Below are 20,883 nucleotides of genomic sequence, written 5' to 3' on the forward strand. Positions count from 1 at the left end.
GGCATTCTAGGACGTGTTGAACTTCAATAACGAATAAGTGTGGCAATTACTTACAAGACATCCGGAAAAGGCGTCGGTTTACATGCTGATGCCCACGGGTAGAATGGCGCCCCTTCATTTCCTCATCAGAGCGACCGCATGGCGTTGCCGACCCTCCGAATCATCGGTTTCATTATCGGTATCTTTCTGATCACGCTGGCCGTGGCAATGGTTGTGCCCATGGCGACCCTGCTGATCTTCGAGCGCACCAGCGACATGCCGTCGTTCCTGTGGGCGAGCACCATCACCTTCGTCGCGGGCTTGGCGCTGGTCATTCCCGGACGCCCGGAGCATGTGCATCTGCGGCCCCGGGACATGTACCTGCTGACCGTCAGCAGCTGGGTCGTCGTCTGCATCTTCGCTGCGCTGCCCTTTCTGCTGACGCAGCACATCAGCTACACCGACTCGTTCTTCGAAAGCATGTCCGGCATTACCGCCACCGGGTCCACGGTGCTGAGCGGGCTGGACACCATGTCCCCCGGCATCCTGATCTGGCGGTCGTTGCTGCACTGGCTGGGCGGCATCGGCTTCATCGGCATGGCCGTGGCCATTCTGCCGCTGCTGCGGATCGGCGGCATGCGCCTGTTCCAGACCGAATCCTCGGACCGCTCGGAAAAAGTCATGCCCCGCTCGCACATGGTGGCCAAGTTCATCGTGCTGACTTACGTCGGTATCACGGCGCTGGGCAGCATTGCGTTCTGGCTGGCGGGAATGAGCCTTTTCGATGCGATCAACCACGCCATGTCGGCCATTTCTACCGGCGGGTTTTCCACCTCCGACCTGTCCCTGGCCAAGTGGACGCAACCGGCCGTGCACTGGGTGGCAATCGTGGTGATGATCCTGGGCAGCCTGCCGTTCACCTTATTCGTCGCGACCTTGCGCGGGAATCGCCGGGCGCTGCTCGACGACCAGCAGGTGCAGGGATTTATCAGCCTGCTGTTGCTGACCTGGCTGGTGATGGGCATCTGGTATTGGTGGACCACCGACTTGCCGTGGTACGACGCGCTGCGCCACGTTGCGTTGAACGTGACCTCGGTGGTGACCACCACCGGTTTCGCCCTCGGGGATTACAGCCTGTGGGGCAACTTCTCGCTGATGATCTTCTTTTACCTAGGGTTCATCGGCGGCTGCTCCGGCTCAACGGCAGGCGGCGTGAAGGTCTTCCGGTTCCAGGTGGCTTACATTCTGCTCCGGGCCAACCTTCACCAGTTGATCCACCCCCGGGCCGTGATCCGGCAGAACTACAACGGCCACCGGCTGGACGACGACATCGTGCGCTCGATCCTGACCTTTTCGTTCTTCTTCACCATCACCATCTGCCTGATCGCCCTGTTGCTGTCGCTGCTGGGCCTTGACTGGATGACCGCCCTCACCGGCGCCGCCAGCACCGTCTCCGGCGTGGGCCCCGGCCTGGGCGAAACCATCGGCCCGGCCGGCAACTTCTCCACCCTGCCCGACGCCGCGAAATGGATCCTGTCGGTCGGCATGCTCCTCGGCCGCCTGGAAATCATCACCGTGCTGGTGCTGTGCATCCCGGCGTTTTGGCGGCATTGATCCCCGGAAGGCGCCAACACGCGACGATCGTTCCCACGCTCTGCGTGGGCATGCATCCTGTGACGCTCTGCGTCATCGGGACGCGGAGCGTCCAAATGCGTTCCCACGCAGAGCGTGGGTACGATCCATATCTATACCGCATGAGCCGGATGTGCTGCCGCTTCGCGCCAGATCGCAGGACAAGCCAGCTCCCACGCCTTCGGCAGAAGCGAATCGGTGTGTGCCTGGCTCGGCTAGACTGAGGACACATCACAAAAACCGAGGCCCGCTCGTGGACACCGTCAAACCCTTCACGCGTTTCGCCGATTTCTATCCGTATTACCTGCAGGAACACCGCGACAGCACCTGTCGCCGCTTGCATTTCATCGGCACCAGCCTGGTGATTCTGGTCATGCTCCTGGCGTTGATCAGTGCGAACTTCGTGTGGATGTGGGCAGTGCCGCTGGCGGGGTACAGCTTTGCATGGGTGGGGCACTTTTTTTTCGAGAAGAATCGGCCGGCCACCTTCAAGCATCCGTTCTACAGCCTGCTCGGGGATTTTGTGATGTACCGCGACATGCTGCGCGGCAAAGTGCCGTTTTAGCCGCGCAATTCACTGACGGCTCCGGCGTTCAGGCCGTCGCCTGCTCTGCATCCACATGGGCTTTGGCGCTGATGTGCGCGTCTGCCAGTCTGAACAGTTCGATATGGCCATCCCAGTGCTCGATCAGCGCTGTGCACGACTCGACCCAATCGCCGCAATTAAGGTATTCCACTTCGCCGACCTTTCGGATCTCGGCGTGGTGGATGTGCCCGCAGACCACCCCGTCCAGCCCGCGCTTGGCGCACTCATGCGCAATGGCTTCTTCGAAATCGCTAATGAAGCTGACGGCGGTCTTGACCTTGTGCTTGAGGTACGCCGACAGCGACCAGTAGCCGTACCCGCAGCGGGCGCGCCAATGATTGAGCCAGCGGTTGAGGGTCAGGGTGAATTCGTAGGCAGAGTCGCCGAGAAATGCCAGCCAACGGTGATAGCGGGTGATGACGTCGAACTGATCACCGTGGATCACCAGTAGCCGTCGGCCGTCGGCCGTGGTGTGAACGGCTTCGTCCACCAGATGGATATTGCCCAGGATCAGTTTCGAGTAGCGGCGCAGGAACTCATCGTGGTTGCCGGTAACGTAAATGACTTCGGTGCCGCGCTTGCTCATGGTCAGCAGACGGCGGATGACGTTGGTGTGCGCCTGGGGCCAGTACATGCCGCCGCGCAGTTTCCAGCCGTCGATGATGTCGCCCACCAGGTACACCTTGTCGGCGTGATATTGCTTGAGAAAACTCGACAGGTGCTCGGCCTGGCAATCGCGTGTGCCGAGGTGGACGTCCGATATCCATAAGGTTCTGACACGTTGCTTACGACTGGGGCGGACGTTCTCAGCAATGCTCATGGACACACTCCGTCTGGTTTCAATGAGACTGAACCGGGACGGTTAACTGAACATGACAGGTGCGTTGCGATGTGATGACAGCGGAGAACGACTCAGGCGTCGGGCGTTGCAAGTCGGTCGTTGTGCCCCAGGTCGCGCTGGGGGTCGATCTGGTCGCGCACCCGTTGCTTGAGCACTTTGGCTTCCGGGAAGCCCCCGTCAGCCTTGCGCTCCCAGATCTGCACCCCATCGCAGGTGATGTGAAACACCCCGCCGGTCCCGGGCACCAGCGACACTTTGCCCAGATCGTCAGAGAACGTGCTGAGCAACTCCTGCGCCAGCCAGGCGGCGCGCAGCAGCCACTGACATTGGGTGCAGTAGGTGATGACGATTTCGGGTTTGGCGGCCATCAGCCGATCCCGGCCAACAAGTCCCGCGCGGTCTGTTGAGGGCCGTCGTCGCTGCCTTCGATGACCTCCTGGAGCAACTGCCGCGCTTCATCCAGATGGCCTTCGTCGATCAGCACCTGGGCTTGATTGATCTTGCTCAGCGGCTCTTCGTCCAGGTCCAGCAGGTCGAAGTTTGATTCGTCATCCATGAAGCCGTCCAGAAACGCATCGTTCAGCGAGTCGTTGTTGGTCTGCACCATCGTCTCAGGCATCGGGTCTGACACCGACGACAGGTCGAGGTCCGAATCCAGGTCCATGTCGAAATCCATGTCCAGATCGAGATCGAGCGCGCTGTCCTGATGGGGGACAGGCTCGGGGTCAGGTTCCGGCTCGGCAAAATCGCTGAGGAATTGCTCTTCGGGCATTTCGAACACTTCGGGCAGCTGGGTCAGGTTCGAGGCAAAAGCCGGGTCGACCGTCTCCGGCTCCGGCACGCTGACCACAGTTTTGCGCGGCGCCGGGGTGGTGTCGAACGGATCCACCAGATCCCAATCGGAATCCATCGACAAGTCGTCCAGGTTCAACTGGAAATCGTCGTCCGATTTGGGGTTGAGCGACGCCGCCGTGCTCTCGTCGAGCTGAGCGTCGGAGCGGGTGGACGCGGCCGCAGCGGCCAGAATGGTCGTGCCAGCGGCCGCCACCACCACGGGGGCGACTGGCGACGCCGCGTTGGCCGGCGCCGGCACGGGCCCGGCCGGAGCAGGTTGCGGCGCCACTTTCAATTTGGGGTAGCGCGAACGGATATCCTGAAGCCTGCTGGGCTCGATGCCTTGGTTCAACAGGACCTTTTCTTCTTCGTCGAAGCCGGCCCCATCGCCCAACTCGCCCAACAACTCAAGGATTCGGAGGCGCAAATCCGTGCGTTGCGGCTGTTTCTGCAGGGCTTCGCGCAAGATAGCGAGCGCTTCGGTGAAACGACCGTAGGCGATGTAAATGCTTGCGCCGTCCAGAGCGTCGCTGGACGCGCCCGCCAGCCGTTGCCCGGAAGATGCCGAGGATGTGCTCGTGGCGGCAGGGGCCGGGCTCGGCGCGACATCAGGCACCTCGAACACCGGGGTCACGGGCGATTGCACCGGTTTGAGGATCGGCTCTACCGGCTCCGGCGTGAGTTCCAGCTGGTTTTTGATACGGTTGCGACGCACCGAGTACGCCAGGCCCAGCAGCAACAGAAGAATCAGCAGCGCGCCCAGCAACAACGGCCAGGGCAGATCGTCTTCGGCGGGTGCGACCGGTGCCGGCGCGGCAACCACGGCAGGTGCGGCGGGCGGGGTGACGACGGGTGCGGGTTTGCTGGCGGCGGTTTTCAGCTCAGCCAGTTGGGTCTGAAGCTCGGTGATTTGCTTGTTTTTGCCGCTCACCTCCTCTTCCGCCAACTGGACCTGACTTTTCAGATCATCCAGGCTTTTGCTCAGCTGCTGATTTTCCAGCGCGGTGGCCGTCAGCTGTTCAGCGGTCGGCGTGGTGCTTCCTGGCGCAGGCGGGCTCGGGGGAACAGGCGACACGGGGGCAGCCACCGCCGCGCCTGCAGCAGGCGCCGTAGCCGCGTCGGGGAGCAGCAGACTCTGGCCTGGCTTGAGGCCGCTGCGCTCACCGGCCGGGAACGCCTGGGGATTGAGCGCCTGACTACCGCTGGCCAACTGAGCGGTGGACATTTTGCTGCCCGGGCCTTGCACGCGTTTGGCAATGGCCCCCAGGCTGTCGCCGGCGGCTACCGTGTACCGCTTGCCTTGCACCGCCACCGGTGGCGCGACCGGCATCCGCGAGTCCGGGGTCTTGGCCGTGGCGTCCGCCAGTGAAGTGGTTCGGCTGCGGGTTGCGGCCAGTCCGGCCGGGGAATTCGGCGGGTCGAGCAGAACCGTGTACTCATGCAACTGGTCGCCATTGGGCCGCACCAGTCTCACCAGAAAGTTCAGGTATGGCTCGGTTACCGCCTTTCTCGACTCGATGTGCACCACCCCGCGATTGCCACGAATGACCGGGGTGAAACGCAAATCGCTGAGAAAGAAAACGCGCTCGATGCCGGCTTTGCCGAAGGCTTCCGTCGACGCCAGCCCGACGATGATGTCTTCAGGGTTCAGACCGGCCGTCTCGACCAGGTCGATGTCGGCGTTCAGGGGCTGGCCCAGGGCCGAATGCAGGGTGATGTCGCCCAGCCCAAGCGCTGCCGCGAGGCTGCTGTGCAACAGGGACGCGGAGGCAATCGCCGCTGTCAGCAAGCCTGATCGAAGAACTGCTTTGACACGACGTCCCGAGGACACGTCCTGCCTACTACCAGCCTGAACACTCTTCAGCATGCGAACCCTTATGGAAACCAAGGCAGGCTTCCCTGCTAATCATTGACGTAATGGACGCCATGTCCAGATCGAAACAAGTATGGGTGCAAATAGAACAGGATGCTTAAGCGCACACAACGTATTTAGGGCCCTGCGCGCCGGTTCTCAGGATTTTTCGAGGTTGGCCAGAATCTTTGAGTGCACCTGCATGCAGACGCGTAATTCCTCTTCACCGATGCCGACGAACAATTCGTGGCGCAGCGCGTTGGCGATGGCTTCTATTTTCTCTATCACAGGGCGGGCAGTGTCACTGAGCACGATCTTTTTCGCCCGGCGATCTTCCAGTACCGCCTGACGACGCACCAACCCCTGTTTTTCCAGGCTGTCGAGCAAACGCGCCAGGGTGGGGCCTTCGACCCCGACACTCTGGGCCAGCTCGCGCTGGGTCGGCGCCTCGGTGAAACGAGCCAGATGCAGCAACACCAGCCACCGTGCCTGAGACAGCCCCAGATCCGCCAGACGTCGGTCCAGCTCAGCGCGCCAGCCACGGGTGGTTTGGGCCAGTTGCATGCCGAAGCGATGTTCTTCTGTTAGGGGCATAGATGACTCGATGGTTAAAGGCATTACTGATTGATAGGCAGCTAACCATGGAGCTTGAAATCAGGCAAGTATTCGGATGTGGTGATTCGTCGCAGAGGGCCGCCGGGTCCGGAGTGCGGCGCTTTTGACGGGGGGTCGGGGACGCGCAGGATTGCAGTTTGGTTGGAGCGAGGCTTGCCCGCGAAGGGGCCAGCCAAGCGAGTGAATGTTTCAAACCCGGATAAAAAGCTTCGCGGGCAAGCCTCGCTCCAACAAGGTTAAACCTCAAACTCCGACTGCAACGCCGCACGTACGCAATACAACACACCTTCGGGGACGCGACCGACGAACAGATCGGCGATGGCCGCCACCGGGGGCAATTCCCCTTCGCCGTCGAGAAACGCGTCCTGGATTTCGCCCAGCAGGTCTTCGGGCAGGTCCAGCGCCTGTTCCAGGGATAACTGCTGCTTGCCCACCGCTTCGGCCAGCATCGTGTAGACGTTTTTCTCCGTGCACTGCAATTGCCCGGCGATCTGCTGCGGGGTCATGCCGGCCCGGGCCAGGCTGATCAGTTCATGCCGCACATCGGCGATCACCTTGGGCGCCGGCGCTGAACCGCCCAGGACTTCCAGGAACGCTTCGCCGTAACGCTCCAGCTTGCGCGCGCCGACCCCGCTGACCCGGCCCATGTCCGCCATGGTGTCCGGCTTGCTGCGCAGCATTTCCAGCAACGTGGAGTCCGGGAAAATGACATACGGCGGCACGCCGTGCTCTTCGGCCAGTTTGCGGCGCAAGGCACGCAACGCTTCCCACTGCTCGCGCTCTTCGCCGCGCACCAGCTGGCTGGCCGGGCTGCTGCCGGAGGCCTTGGCGGTGGTTTGTGGTTTCAGGTCGCGACGCAACTCCAGCGTGACCTCCCCGCGCAACAACGGCCGGCAGGTGTCGCTCAGGCGCAGCCCGCCGTAGCCTTCCAGGTCGATGTCGGCCAGACCCCGGGCGACCAACTGTCGGAACAGGGAACGCCATTCGCTTTCGTTACGGCTTTTTCCGACGCCGAACACGGCCAGATGTTGATGGCCAAAGCTCTGGACCTTGTCGTTGGACTTGCCCAGCAGCACATCCACCAGATGCCCGACGCCATAGCGCTGGCCGGTACGGTAGATGGCCGACAGCGCCTGCCGTGCGGGTTCAGTGGCGTCCCAGGTCTGCACGCCGTCGACACAGTTGTCACAGTGCCCGCACGGGTTGGGCATGTCTTCGTCGAAATAGGCCAGCAGGGTCTGACGGCGGCAACGGGTTTCTTCGCACAGGGCGAGCATGGCATCGAGCTTGTGCTGCTCGACCCGCTTGTGCCGCTCGTCGCCTTCGGAGTTCTGCAGCATCTGCTTGAGCATCACCACGTCTTGCAGCCCGTACGCCATCCAGGCATCGGCCGGCAAACCGTCGCGCCCTGCCCGGCCGGTTTCCTGGTAGTACGCTTCCAGGGACTTGGGCAGGTCCATGTGGGCGACGAAGCGCACGTTGGGTTTGTCGATGCCCATGCCGAAGGCGATGGTGGCGACCATGATCAACCCTTCCTCGTTGAGGAAGCGCCGTTGGTTGCTGGACCGGGTTTCAATGGGCAGGCCGGCGTGATACGGCAAGGCCGGGTAGCCGTTGTCGCTCAGGAACACGGCGATCTCATCGACCTTCTTGCGCGACAGGCAGTAGACGATGCCTGCATCGCTGCGCCGCTCCGACAGGAACGCCAGCAACTGTTTGCGCGGCTGCTCCTTGGGCACGATGCGGTAGAAAATATTGGGGCGGTCGAAACTGGACAGGAAGCGCTCGGCGTTCTGCAGGTGCAGGCGCTGGACGATCTCTTCGCGGGTGCGCTTGTCGGCGGTGGCCGTGAGCGCAATGCGCGGAACGTCGGGAAACAGCTCGGCCAATTGCCCCAGCTTCAGGTATTCCGGACGGAAGTCGTGGCCCCATTGCGACACGCAGTGCGCTTCGTCGATGGCAAACAGGGCGATCTTGAGGTTTTGCAGAAAGGACAGCATGCGCGGCTGAACCAGGCGTTCCGGGGCCAGGTAGAGCATCTTGATCTCGCCCAGATTGATCCGGTTGGCCAGATCGCGCTGCGCCTCGGCGCTCAGGGTGGAGTTCAGCGCGGCGGCGGAAACACCCAATTCTTCGAGGGTGGCGACCTGATCGTCCATCAAGGCGATCAACGGCGACACCACCACCGCCAACCCGTCGCGCAACAGGCCCGGGACCTGGAAACACAGGGACTTGCCGCCCCCGGTGGGCATCAGCACCAGTGCATCACCGCCATTGGCCACGCGCTCGATAATGGCACCCTGGCGACCGCGAAAGCTGTCGTAGCCGAAGATGTCTTTAAGTACGCGCTGAGCCTGGTCGAGCATAGTTACCCCGGATTGTGCTGCTACAGCGGCACGTCGCCCGCTGTCGGAATTTCAAAGCGCCGCAGTATACCGGAGCGCTCGGACCGATAGGACAGCAGCGACATGAGCGGTCGAAATAAAGCGCAATACCGATTGCATCGGCCTGGCCGCTGGCGCGCGCGGCGCTCAGGGCCTAGAATTCAGCATCGTTTATTTCCAAGGTAGTCCGTCCCATGTCCTTCGCTGAGCAACTAACCCGCCTGCAAGTGTTCCTCGACGCCGATGAGCTGCATGACGAAGCGTTGGACTACGTGGCCGCTCACGGCTACATGACCGCTCTCTCGATCTGCGCCGAAACCGTGCCGGAGCGTGAATGGATCGACGCTCTGTTTGCCGAGCCACCGGTCTACGCCGACGAATCCCAACACATGGAGATCGAAGCCACACTCGTTCAGTTGCAGGCGCACATCGCCCGTCAACTGGCCTCAGATGAGGAATTCGAGCTGCCGTGCGATCTGGATCTGGGCGATGACCCGGACGATTCCGAACTGCGCGGCTGGTGCATCGGCTTCATGGAAGGCGTCTTCCTGCGCGAGTCGGCCTGGTTCGCCAACGATGAAGAGGAAGTCAGCGAAATGCTGCTGCCGATCATGGTCGGTTCGGGTCTGTTCGATGAGCAACCGGAGTTCGCCGATATCGCCGCTGATGCCAACCTGATGGACGACATGATCGTGCAGATCCCGGAAGCGCTGACCGCGCTGTACCTGCTGCTGCAGGCCCCGGACGAAAAGCCGGCGATCCTCAAGCCCCGCCATCACTGAGTCGGCGCCTATGGCGCAGGCCAGTTCAGGGCAACCGAAACAGCGCACGAGCCGTCACCGGCTCGTGCGCTTTTTTTTGATCGCCGTTGGCTGGCTGAGCGTGGTGCTGGGGGTCATCGGGATTTTCCTGCCGGTGCTGCCGACCACGCCTTTCCTGCTCCTGGCCGCCGGGTGTTTCGCCCGCAGTTCCCCGCGTTTTTACCAGTGGCTGATCAACAACAAGCGGCTCGGCCCGTGGATTCGCGACTACCTGGAAGGCAACGGCATCCCGCTCAAGGGCAAGGTCTACGCCATTGGCTTGATGTGGATCAGCATCGGATTTTCCTGCTGGCTGGTGCCGCTGGTCTGGGCGCGGGTGTTCATGCTGATCAGCGCGGTGCTGGTGACGGTGTACATCGCGCGACAGAAGACGCGGCCCAAATTCTGAGGGATCGATCAATGATCCGCTTCTGCCCACGCGGCAAATGATCGTTCCCACGCTCTGCGTGGTAACGGCGATCCGGACGCTCCGCGTCCCTGTGACGCGGAGCGTCAGGCACGGCATTCCCACGCGGAGCGTGGGAACGATCATGAATCGCGGGCAAGTACGCTCCTTCAACAGCCACAATGAAAATGGTGCGGTGTTTTCGGCACACCGCCAGCCGCCCTTCAAACCGTGTCGACTTTCATCGAATGGTCACCCAACATCCCGGTGATGATCGAGGCGGTGTCCGGCCCGCCCGCCACCACGCCGCCAGCCCCGGGGGTGACGCCGTAGTGTTGGGCCAGGTTGACGCCGGCCAGGTCGATGGTTTGAGTGGTCGCTCCGCCTGCAACCGCGCTGACCGAAAGGGTCGAGACCACGTTCGAGTCACTGCCGCTGATGCTGAAGTGCAGGAAGTTTTCCAGCGAGTTCGCGTCCTCATGGGCCCCCTGCAGCAACTGCGACAGGTCCAGTTTGTCGGCGCCAAAGGTGAAGTCGGTGACGGTGTCGTGCCCGGTGTTGCCCGCCAGCCACTGAAAGGTGTCGTTGCCTGCGCCGCCGGTCAGGGTATTGTTGCCCGGGCCGCCGATCAGCAAATCATCGCCTTCCATGCCGTTGAGCACGTCATGGCCCAGCCCGCCGTTGAGGACGTTATGCTCGGCGTCGCCGGTCAGGTGGTCGTTGAAGTTCGAGCCCGTGAGGTTATCGATATTGACCAGCGTGTCGGTGCCCGCGCCTAGGGTGCCCTGCGGCCCGACCAGGCCAGTGTTGACGGTGACGCCCGCCGTCGCCAGCGAGTAATCGGCCGTGTTGTGCCCGGCCCCGCCGTCGAGCAGATCATTGCCGGCGCCGCTGAACAGTACGTCGTCGCCGTTATCGCCGAACAGCTCGTTGTTGCCCGCACCCGCCACCAGCACGTCATTGCCGTCGCCGCCGTGCAGATGGCTGTCCGCCGCGCCCACCAACATGTCATCCCCCGTGGTCCCCAGCAGCAACGGGCCGTCCTGATGGCTTAGGGTCACCGCCGCCGTGCTGCTGCCGCCGTGGGCATCGGTGGTGGTGTACGTGCTGTGAACCTGCGGCGTGGTATCGACTGCGCTGGTGTCGATGGACAGGTTCAACGTGTAGTGCTCGTTGACCGGGGCCGAGGCCTGATTGACCACCACCAGGCGGTACACACCGTCCTCGGTGGCGGTGAAACTGCCGCCGTCCGCCAGGCCCTGGAACGCCCCGTTTTCAAACTGCCAGGCCATGCCCATCACGTTGTGGGTCAGGTTATGGTCAGCGGTGACGGTTTCCCCGGCCTTGAGGTGCACGCTGTACAGATCCTGGGCGTTGGACGGCGACGCATTGACTGCGCCCAAATACCCGCTGATCACCAGCAACGCCGCGGTGGCGCTGGTGTTGAAGAACTCACTGCGCTCCAGATTCTTCAGCTGGTTGACGTCTTTGTCTTTGGTCCCGCTGAACTGAACAGTCTTTTGTGACGCTGCCGTGAAGTCCGCGTTCCTGGCGCTCCAGCCCGTGCTGAACACCGTTGGCGAAGCGCCCAGAGCGCCGCCATTGCTGGCGATATCGTTGACCAGCAACGCCGCAGCAGGAACCTCGACACTGCCGGCCGTGACGTTGGTGATGATGTGGTCCGCCACCGCCGTCGGCGCTTCGTACACCGGCGGCGCCACGACATGAATCGTCAGCTCGGCCGACGCCAGGTCGCCTTCCCGGTCGCTGAGCACGAAATGAATGTGTTCGGTCTGCGCCTGCTGCACGCCCGCTGCCGGAGTGTAGGTGTAGGCGCCGCTGTCCATGTTCATCACCAGCGTGCCGCCGTGATCGGTGCTGACGGTCAGCGTGTTGCTGCGCGGATCGAAGCTGCCGTGATCGTCGCCGCCGCTGGCAATGATGCCGCCCGAATGGCTGTAGGCCCGCGGGTTGTAGCTGTAGGTGGTGCCGTCGACGCTGATGGATTTGATAAACCCCTGATCGGCGCCAAACGTCCCGCCCTCCAACAGGCTGCCGTGCACGCCGCTTTGCACTGTCCCGCTGAGCACCACGTCCAGCTGGCCCGGATCGGTGACGATCACTGCATGGCTGTCGCTGCCGTTAGCGCCGTTATGGGCCACCGGATTCAGATACGTGCTGCTGACATCGGTGCCGACGCCAATGGCGTGGGCATTGATCTGATGGGCATCGAGGAACTGCGTCCAGGCCTGCTCCTCGCTGCTATCGATCCCGTCCCCCCGGCCGGGGTTGGGCTGGCTGCCGGGATTGGCGTGCTCCGGGGACACCGTCGGGTTGCCGTCGGAAAAGAAGTACGCCAGGTTCTGCGCCCCGCTCAGCGCGCCCTTCTCGCCGAACGCTTGCTGCGCAGCGGCCAGCGCGGCGTCGTAGTTGGTGCCGTTGCCCGCCTGAATGGCTGCGATCATGCTTTTGGCGGTGGCGACGTCCACCCATTCCTGGCTGACCACCTCCGCCTGGCTGTTGAACGTGATCACCTGCACCCGCACATCGCCCAGGGCGTCGTACTTGCTCAGCAGCTCAATGATCGACTGCTTCTCCAGGTCCAGCCGGGACAACCCGTTCACGCCCGACGCCTCGTTCATGCTCGCCGAGTTATCGACGATCAGCATCAGGTTGGTGTCGACCGGCTCGCGGGTCACGGTCTGGTCGATGCACGTCGCGACCGGCTGATCATCGACGATGCTGACCACAATCTGCGCGGTGGACGAATGCCCCAGCGCGTCGGTGACCGTGTAGCTGAAGGTGTCGTGGGTGATGTTCGGCCCGTTGTTGGCCGCCGGCGTGGTCTGCGGTGCGCTGGTCAGCGTGTAGGTGTAGCTGCCGTCGGCGTTCAGGTGCAGCACGCCGAACGCGCCGTTGGCCGTGCCGTTGTGCGCGTTGTCCAGGCTGAACGTCAGTGCGCCGTTGCCACCGCTGACGGAATCGGCCAGCGTGCCGCTGCCGGTTTCGGCGGTTGAATCCGGCTGGCTGCCGGTCACTTTACCGGGCGCCAGGTCCTGGCCGTCCTTGTGCAGGTCCAGCGCGCTTTCCTGAACCGTCACGTCGTGATCGTTGCAGGCAATCGGCGGGCACGGCGGCTCGACGTTGACCGTGAGGGTGGTGGTGCTGGTGTCGCCGTCGGCGTCCCGAATCGTGTACGTGAACACATCATTGCCGCCGTGGCCGCCGACCAGATCCGGATTGCTCTGGTAGGTCGCGTTGCCTTGGGCATCAACGGTCAGCGTGCCATACAAGCCGCTGATCACGGTGTTCACCCCGGTAGTCACCGGATGCGCCGTGTCACCGCCCGCCTTTACGCCCACCACCAGGCCGCCCGGCCCTGCGCCATCAGCCCCGGCCGTGTCGTTGAGCAGGATATTGCCGCTGACTGCGCCGCCAAACGCCACGCCGGCCAGGTCGGCTTCGGCCTTGGGTGAGTCGTCGACGATCCGCACGTCGATGCTGCCGTCGGCCACGTCGCCGTCGCTGTCCAAGGCATGCACCGCAATCGGGTCGATGATCGAGGTGCCGTTGCCCTGGTCGTGGGTTTCCGGGGTGTTGAGGGTGTAGCTGTAACTGACCACGCCCGTGGACGGGTCGTAACCGATGACGGTGAAGGTGCTGCCGGAAGGCAAGGTGGTGGTTTGCGGGTTGGCGACGAGTTCGCCCGCCACCACAAGACTGATGCCGCCCACCGTCAGGGTCTGCAGCCCGTCCGGTGCGCTGATTTTCACCGTGCCGGTCTGGGTCAGCGCGCCGTCGTTGGGGTGCGAACCGCCCGGCAGGTTGGCTTCGTTGACCGTGCAATCGCCGGGTTCGATGACCACGCCGCCATCGGGCTGCGCGGGCACCACATTGACGGTCACCGTGGTGGTGCTGGTGTCGCCGTCGGCATCACGGATGGTGTACGTGAACACGTCCTGGGTCCCATCCGGGACCACGCCAGGACTGGCGGTGTACACGGCGTTGCCCTGGGCATCCACGATCAGCTCGCCATACAGGCCGACGATGACCGTGTTCAGACCGGTGGTCACCGGCGTGGAGGTATCGCCGCCCGCCCTGACGCCGACAATCAGGCCCCCGGGCCCTGCGCCGTCGGCACCCGACGCGTCGTTGAGCAGCAGGTTGCCGCTGGTGTCGCCGCCTGCCGCCACCCAGCCGATGTCCGCCCCGGCATCGGGCACGTCGTCGAGCAGGACGATGCCGAGGGTGCCGTCGGCCACATCGCCGTCGCTGTCCACCGCGTGCACCGGGATCTGCTCGGTGTTGAGGGTGCCATCGCCCTGGTTGTGGGTCTGCGGACCGTTGAGGGTGTAGCTGTAACTGACTTCCCCGGTCAGCGGGTCGTAGCCGTTGAAGGTCAGGGTGTTGCCCGACGGCAGCTGGACCGACTGCGGCGAATCCTGCGCCACACCGTCGACGATCACGTCGATGCCGCCGATGCTCAGGCTTCGCAAACCGTCCGGCGCACTGACCTTGAACACGCCGGTCTGGGTCAGCGCGCTGTCGTCAGGACGGCTGCCACCGGCCAGGTTGGCTTCGTTCAGGGTGAGTTCGCTGGCCCCCAGCGTGACGCCATTGTTGGCGGGGGGCGGTTCGACCGGCGGGGGCTCGACGGGCGGCGGCTCCACAGGGGGCGGCGTCTCGACAGGCGGCTCGGCGGGTGGCGGTTCAACCGCAGGCGGCTGCCCGGGCGGTGTTTCGACCGCAGGCGGTTCCGTCGGCGGCTGCACGTTGACAGGCGGTTCGGCCAGCGGCGGCAGCGAGAAGTCGGAACCGCGATCATCCCCGTAGATTCGACCGATGGGGAACTCCGGCACGCTGGCCAGGCCCTCGGTGGGAAAGCCTACCACCGGCGTGACCGAGCCACCGGTTTCCGTGAGCAGCACCGCGCTGTGTCCGCCGCCCAGGGCGCTGGGCGATCCACCGGGGTTGGCGTTGCCGGCAGCTGGCGGCTCGGTGACCTGCGTGGGGTCGGCACCGGCGGCGATGGCTTGCTGCGCAGCGGTGAGTTGACCCGGCACGGTCGGATCGGGCGTATCGATCGGGGTTGCGTGATTGGCCAGGATTTCCGGGGTCAGCGGCATCCGGCTGTCACGCCCCAGGGTCAGCTCACGGCCCGAGGCCAGGTGCACCGCAACGGCGCCCGTGGAACCGGTCAGCAGTTGCTCGCCGGCGTACACCTTGTCGCCCTCGATCAACAACCGCTTCGTGCCGTTGCTCGCAACCGCGAAGACATCACCCACCACTTGCCGAACCGTACCGATCAACCTGGCCATAACCGCTCCTTCGCAGCCATTTGCTGCTTCGCCACTGTGACTAAAATCGCAAAAAGTGTTTAAAGAAACTTACAAAATGGCGTAGAGCCAGCATCAAACGACAAATTTATGTCGCTGAATCTTTTCAAGTTTCCGTATTAAAAAACGGTGTGATAAACCCGCTGTCTTTTCTCACACACACTTCGACCTAAAAACCTGAACCCCGCGTATTCCGCTGAATACAGAGCAATGCTTGGCGCAACAATCGCTCGAATTTAGCAAAATTACATAAGTTTATTTTGGAATAAGTCTTATGAGAAAAACGTCTGAGGTTTTCCAAAATTTGTTCTTAGCTGTGATGTTACAAACCTGATACGGTTTTCTTCGCAAAGCCCGTCGGTTTTTTGGCGATAGCAGCAAGACATCACTCCAGGGAGAAGTACTCATGCGCGATTTGACCCCGCTCTACATAGCAGTCGTGTTGGCGGTGGGCTGCGCTCAAGCGCAAGCCATGTCGCTGACTCAGGCGATCCAGAACACCATCGATTACCACCCGGAAATTCGCTCGAACGTGAATAACCGGCTGTCCGCCGACGAGGACGTAAACGTCGCCAAAGGTGGCTATCGCCCGGTGGTGGATCTGAACGCTGCCTACGGCCGGCAGCGCACCGACAGCCCCACCACTCGTTTTACCGGCACCCACAACGAAGAAACCCTGACCTACACCCAGTCCGAACTGCGCCTGCGGCAAATGCTGTTCGACGGGTTCAACACCCAGAACGAAGTGGGTCGTACCCAGGCGGTGGTCAATTCAAGGGCCTATTACCTGCGCGGGACGGCCGAAGACCTGGCCCTGCGCGCCATCGAGGTTTACCTGGAAGTGCTCAAGCGCCGCGAGTTGGTGGCCCTGGCCAAGAACAACCTGCAAGCGCACCTGCGGATCAGCGATCAGATCGGGCTGCGCAGTAATCAGGGCATGGGCAGTAACGCTGACCGCGACCAATCCCGGGCCCGACGCGCCCTGGCGGAAAACAACTACAACACCGCCCAGGTGGACCTGGCCGACGCCGAGGCGAACTTCTTCAGCGCCGTGGGCAAGATGCCGGACCAACTGGAAGCGCCGCCGTCCATCAAGGGCGAAGTGTCCAAATCGTTGCCGGACGCCAAGCAGAGCATGCTGTTCAACAACCCCTACCTGAAATCGGCGCAGGCCGACGTGGAAGCCGCCGAGAAGCAATACCAGGGCGCCAGGTCGACGTTTTATCCGCGCTTCGACGGTGAGCTGGCGGTGGGTGCCAACAACAACATTCAGGGCGAAGAGGGCCACGACAACGAGTGGCGCGCCGCCGTGGTGATGAATTACAACCTCTACAACGGCAACCGTGACCAGGCGCGCCGACGCTCTGACTCGTACAAGGCCGGCCAGGCCATGGACATCCGCAACAACGCCCTGCGCATGCTTAACGAGAACCTGTCGCTGGCCTGGAACGCCATGAACAATGCGCGCACGCAGACCCCGGTCGCCCGGGAATACGCGGAAACCACCACCCGCGTGCGCGCCGCCTATCAGGACCAGTTCGGCCTGGGGCAACGCACCCTGCTCGACCTGCTGGACAGCGAAAACGAGCTGTACAACGCCTCGCGCCGCTACACCGAACTGCGCTACACCGAGGAATATTCGATGTACCGGGTGTTGGCCACTGAAGGCGAGCTGTTGCGCAAGGCACGGGTGGTGCTGCCGACTGAAGCGGTCGCCATGACCGAAGTCCAGAACCAGGCACAGCTGCCAGACATGAAATAGCGCGTCTGCGCCGGGGAGAAGCCTGTGACCAGCATGGAACTGCCGCACCCGATTGACCCACGCTCGAACTTCGACGACCCGTTGCTCGACGGCTTGCTGATCCTGTGCAAGCTGCACGATTGCAGCGCCAGTCGCACCAGCCTCAGTGCCGGGCTGCCCCTGGCGCAGCAACGCCTGGGCGTCGATCTTCTGCCCCGCGCCGCCGCCCGCGCCGGGTTGCAGGCGCGCCTGTTGCGCCGCGACCTGAATGCCATCGACGGGTTGAATCTGCCCGTCCTGCTGTTGCTCAAGGGCCATCGCTGCGCAGTGCTCCGGCGCTGGGAAGACGACGGTCGCGCGCTGATCCTGCCCAGCGAAGCCGAGGGCGGCGAACAGCACGTGACCCGCGACGAGTTGCAGGCGCTCTATACCGGTCAGGCGCTGTACGCCCGCCCCCGCCATGAGCTGGAAAACCTGCGCGCGCCCTTGGTGCCCCGCGTGGGCAGCTGGTTTCGCGACACCCTGAAACTGTCACGCGGGCTGTACAGCGATGCGATTCTTGCCAGCTTCCTGATCAACCTGCTCGGGCTGATGGTGCCGCTGTTCGTGATGCAGACCTACGACCGCGTGGTGCCCAATCAAGCGACGTCCACGCTGTGGGTGCTGGCCATCGGCCTGCTGATCGGCACCGGTTTCGAGCTGACCCTGCGCCTGGTGCGGGCGCACTTGCTGGATCAGGCGGGCAAGAAAACCGACGTGATTCTCTCGGCCACGTTGTTCGAGCGCATCACCGGCATGTCGATGAAAGCGCGCCCGGCCAGCATCGGCGGTTTCGCCCAGAGCATTCATGATTTTCAGGGCCTTCGGGAATTCCTCACCGCCGTGACCCTGACCAGCATCATCGACCTGCCCTTCGCCGTGTTGATGCTGGTGGTGATCGGGCTGCTCGGCGGCTGGCTGGTGGTGATCCCGCTGTGTGCGTTCCCCATCACCATCCTGTTCGCCTGGATCATTCAAATGCGCCTGCGCGACACCGTGGAAAAAAGCCTGGCGCTGGGCGCCGAACGCCAGGCCTTGCTGGTGGAAACCCTGGGCGGGCTGGAAACCCTGAAAGCCTGCAGCGCCGAAAGCGAACGCCAGCACAAATGGGAATCGACCCACGGCGCCCTCACCCGCCTGGACAGCCACGCCCGGGATCTGTCGGCGCTGGCCAGCAACGGCACGCTGTTCATCCAGCAGTTCTCCGGCATGGCGACCATTGTGGCGGGGGTCTACCTCATCATCGCCGGCAACCTGAGCGTCGGTGCGCTGGTGGCCAGCTACATGCTTGGCAGCCGGGTGCTGGCGCCGCTGGGGCAGATCGCCGGATTGATCACTCGCTATCAGCAAGCGCAAGTCACGATGAAAAGCACCGACGCGCTGATGGCCTTGCCGCAAGAGCGTGATACCTCGCAACGCCCGCTGGAACACGTGCGGCTCAACGGCGCGATCAACGTGGTCAAGGCCAGTTTCAGCTACGGCGGCCAGGGCGCGCAGGCGTTGACCGAGGTCACCCTGAACGTGCGGCCTGGCGAGCGCATCGGCATCATCGGCCGCAGCGGCTCAGGCAAAAGTACGCTCGCGCGTTTGCTGATGGGTTTCTATGCGCCGGATCAGGGGCAGTTGCTGCTGGACGGTCTGGACCTGCGCCAGATCGACGTGGCCGACCTGCGACAGCAAGTGGGGTACGTCGCCCACGACTTGCCGTTACTGGCCGGCAGTCTGCGCGACAACCTGACCCTGGGCGCGCGTTACGTGAGCGATGCCCGGATGCTGGAAGTGGCGGAAATCACCGGCGTGGGCGATCTGGCCCGGCATCACCCGCTGGGCTTCGACCGGCCGGTGGGCGAGCGCGGGCAGCTGTTGTCCGGTGGTCAGCGTCAGGCGGTGCTGCTGGCGCGGGCGCTGTTGCTGGACCCGCCGATCATGCTGCTGGACGAACCCACCAGCCACATGGACAACGGCAGCGAAGACGTGCTGCGGCACAAACTGGCGACGCTGATGCAGGGCAAAACCCTGCTGCTGGTGACCCACCGCCTGTCGATGCTCAGTCTGGTGGACCGGCTGGTGGTGCTGGACAACGGCAAGGTGGTCGCCGACGGTCCTAAAGAGCAGGTCGTTGAAGCATTGCGTAAAGGCCGCGTCGGCCAGGCCCTGGTTTAAGGAGCGTCACGTATGTCATCCGCTCACAGCTACAACAGCTATTTTCGCCCGGGCAATCAGGTCGAAAGCGCGTTCATGCCGGAAGTGGCCGGCGTCATGGCGCAGGACTCGTCGCGCCGCTCACGGCTCACCGTGTGGATCGCGGCGGCGTTGATCGGCAGCGCGCTGGTCTGGGCCAAATTTGCAGTGATTCAGGAAGTCACCATGGGCGAAGGCAAGGCCATCCCGTCCAGCAAGGTGCAGGTGATCCAGAACCTGGAAGGCGGGATCGTCACCGAGATCTTCGTCCGGGAAGGGCAACTGGTGAACAAGGGCGATACCTTGCTGCGCCTGGACGACACGCGGTTTCTGTCGAACAAGGGCGAGAGCGAAGTGGACCGCTACACCCTGACCGCGCAGGTGGAACGGTTGTCGGCGGAAGCCGAAGGCCGGCCGTTCAAGCCGTCGGCCGAGGTCTTGGCCAAGGCGCCGCAGGTGGCCGCTGACGAGCAGTCGCTGTACGACTCGCGGCAACGGCGGCTGGCCAGCGAGCAACGCACGCTGCAGGAGCAGCTGCGGCAGAAAACCCAGGAGCTGGCGGAGTTTCGTTCCAAACAGGATCAGTACCGCAATGCCCTGGGCTTCATTCAGCAGGAGCTGGCGATGTCGACGCCGTTGATTGCCAGTGGCGCGGTGTCGCCGGTGGAAATCATTCGGCTGAAGGGCAAGGCAGCGGAGGCAAAGGGGTCCCTGGACGCGACATCGTTGGCGATCCCCCGGGCCGAATCGGCGATCAATGAGATCAAGAGCAAGGTCCAGGAATCCACTGACAGCTTCCGCTCCGACGCCTCGAAGGACCTCAATGACAAACGCGCCGAGCTGTCCAAAGCCAGCGCCACCAGCATCGCCATCGAGGACCGCGTGACACGCACCACAGTCACGGCGCCGATGAAGGGCATCGTCAAGACGCTGAAGGTCAACACCATCGGCGGCGTGGTACAGCCCGGCAGCGACCTGGTGGAAATCGTGCCGCTGGAAGACAACCTGTTGATCGAAGCGAAAGTGCGGCCGCAGGACGTGGCGTTTCTGCATCCGGGCCAGAAGGCCATGGTCAAGTTCAGCGCGTACGACTACACCATCTATGGCGGGTTGCCGGCCAAACTGGAACTGATCGGCGCCGACACCGTGACCGACGACAAGGGCAACAGCTTCTACCTGATCCAGGTCCGCACCGACCGCAACCACCTGGGCGGCGACGCCAAACCGCTGCTGATCATCCCCGGCATGGTCGCCACCGTGGACATCATGACCGGCGAAAAAAGCGTGCTGGATTACCTGTTGAAGCCAGTGTTGAAGGCGCGGACCGAGGCGTTGCGGGAGCGGTGATGGGTTGGACTCGCCCCGTGTTGCAGGCGTTTGCTTCTGCCCGGAGGGCGGGGGAGTCCGGCTTGCCGACGATCTGCCGGGAACCGGCAGCAAGACCTGTGCATGCGGTGGGTCAGACTCAAAGAGGTACCTGAAGTGGGGCGGGTGCCCAGCCCATCGCTGCCGTCGTAACCTCCGAAAGCTCCCACGCCCTCCGGGCAGAAGCAACGTTGCAGGCCTTTTCTTCTGCCCGGAGGGCGTGGGAGTCCGGCTTGCCGACGATCTGCCGGGAACCGGCAGCAAGACCTGTCATGCGGTGGGTCAGACTCAA

13 protein-coding genes are annotated in these 20,883 nt (G+C 63.3%); 7 read left to right on the forward strand and 6 right to left on the reverse strand.

What is annotated here, in order from left to right; all coding sequences use genetic code 11:
• The first annotated feature begins 138 nt into the window (after positions 1-138).
• Both ABQX22_RS10565 and ABQX22_RS10570 read left to right on the forward strand, forming a co-directional pair.
• Positions 139-1,593, forward strand: coding sequence for a TrkH family potassium uptake protein (locus tag ABQX22_RS10565; protein WP_349799182.1), 1,455 nt, complete (start codon positions 139-141; stop codon positions 1,591-1,593).
• Positions 1,594-1,864: 271 nt separating this feature from the next.
• Positions 1,865-2,176 carry a DUF962 domain-containing protein gene (locus tag ABQX22_RS10570; RefSeq protein ID WP_349799184.1) on the forward strand — a complete coding sequence of 104 codons (312 nt, stop codon included), beginning with the start codon at positions 1,865-1,867 and terminating at the stop codon, positions 2,174-2,176.
• Between the two features lie 28 nt (positions 2,177-2,204).
• Here ABQX22_RS10570 and ABQX22_RS10575 read toward each other — a convergent pair whose 3' ends face one another.
• The 5 genes from ABQX22_RS10575 to recQ form a co-directional block, all read right to left on the reverse strand.
• Positions 2,205-3,017, reverse strand: a complete 813-nt coding sequence (locus ABQX22_RS10575) for a UDP-2,3-diacylglucosamine diphosphatase (protein WP_349799186.1) — start codon at positions 3,015-3,017, stop codon at positions 2,205-2,207.
• 92 nt (positions 3,018-3,109) lie between these two features.
• Positions 3,110-3,406: a SelT/SelW/SelH family protein gene (locus ABQX22_RS10580; protein WP_441005264.1), complete on the reverse strand. Its 297-nt coding sequence runs from the start codon at positions 3,404-3,406 to the stop codon at positions 3,110-3,112.
• Positions 3,406-5,661 carry a FimV/HubP family polar landmark protein gene (locus tag ABQX22_RS10585; RefSeq protein ID WP_349799188.1) on the reverse strand — a complete coding sequence of 752 codons (2,256 nt, stop codon included), beginning with the start codon at positions 5,659-5,661 and terminating at the stop codon, positions 3,406-3,408. Before ABQX22_RS10585 ends, ABQX22_RS10580 begins: the two co-directional genes overlap by 1 nt.
• Before the next feature lie 222 nt (positions 5,662-5,883).
• Positions 5,884-6,318 carry a MarR family transcriptional regulator gene (locus ABQX22_RS10590; RefSeq protein WP_349799189.1) on the reverse strand — a complete coding sequence of 145 codons (435 nt, stop codon included), beginning with the start codon at positions 6,316-6,318 and terminating at the stop codon, positions 5,884-5,886.
• A gap of 257 nt (positions 6,319-6,575) precedes the next feature.
• Complete coding sequence (recQ, locus tag ABQX22_RS10595; RefSeq protein ID WP_349799190.1) at positions 6,576-8,705, reverse strand: DNA helicase RecQ; 2,130 nt, start codon at positions 8,703-8,705, stop codon at positions 6,576-6,578.
• A 212-nt stretch (positions 8,706-8,917) separates the two neighbouring features.
• Here recQ and ABQX22_RS10600 point away from each other — a divergent pair, with 212 nt between their 5' ends.
• Together ABQX22_RS10600 and ABQX22_RS10605 are read left to right on the forward strand one after the other, a co-directional pair.
• Positions 8,918-9,505 (forward strand): YecA family protein, encoded by a 588-nt coding sequence (locus ABQX22_RS10600; RefSeq protein WP_349799191.1) that lies wholly within the window; start codon positions 8,918-8,920, stop codon positions 9,503-9,505.
• Positions 9,506-9,569: 64 nt separating this feature from the next.
• On the forward strand, positions 9,570-9,932 hold the full coding sequence (locus ABQX22_RS10605) for a YbaN family protein (RefSeq protein WP_349799192.1): 363 nt from the start codon (positions 9,570-9,572) through the stop codon (positions 9,930-9,932).
• A 221-nt stretch (positions 9,933-10,153) separates the two neighbouring features.
• Here the strand turns inward: ABQX22_RS10605 and ABQX22_RS10610 are convergent, their stop codons facing one another.
• Positions 10,154-15,247 (reverse strand): retention module-containing protein, encoded by a 5,094-nt coding sequence (locus ABQX22_RS10610; RefSeq protein ID WP_349799193.1) that lies wholly within the window; start codon positions 15,245-15,247, stop codon positions 10,154-10,156.
• Between the two features lie 424 nt (positions 15,248-15,671).
• On the opposite strand from ABQX22_RS10610, the gene ABQX22_RS10615 reads away from it, so the two are divergent.
• From ABQX22_RS10615 to ABQX22_RS10625, 3 genes are read left to right on the forward strand one after another with little or no spacing between them, the layout of a single operon-like run.
• Positions 15,672-17,027 carry a TolC family outer membrane protein gene (locus ABQX22_RS10615; protein WP_349799194.1) on the forward strand — a complete coding sequence of 452 codons (1,356 nt, stop codon included), beginning with the start codon at positions 15,672-15,674 and terminating at the stop codon, positions 17,025-17,027.
• 33 nt (positions 17,028-17,060) lie between these two features.
• Positions 17,061-19,208 (forward strand): type I secretion system permease/ATPase, encoded by a 2,148-nt coding sequence (locus tag ABQX22_RS10620; RefSeq protein WP_349799228.1) that lies wholly within the window; start codon positions 17,061-17,063, stop codon positions 19,206-19,208.
• A gap of 12 nt (positions 19,209-19,220) precedes the next feature.
• Positions 19,221-20,573: an HlyD family type I secretion periplasmic adaptor subunit gene (locus tag ABQX22_RS10625; RefSeq protein WP_349799195.1), complete on the forward strand. Its 1,353-nt coding sequence runs from the start codon at positions 19,221-19,223 to the stop codon at positions 20,571-20,573.
• Positions 20,574-20,883: the final 310 nt, after the last annotated feature.

Origin of the sequence: Xanthomonas sp. WHRI 1810A (genome assembly GCF_040202885.1) — a bacterium.
In the GTDB taxonomy this organism is placed as follows: domain Bacteria; phylum Pseudomonadota; class Gammaproteobacteria; order Pseudomonadales; family Pseudomonadaceae; genus Aquipseudomonas.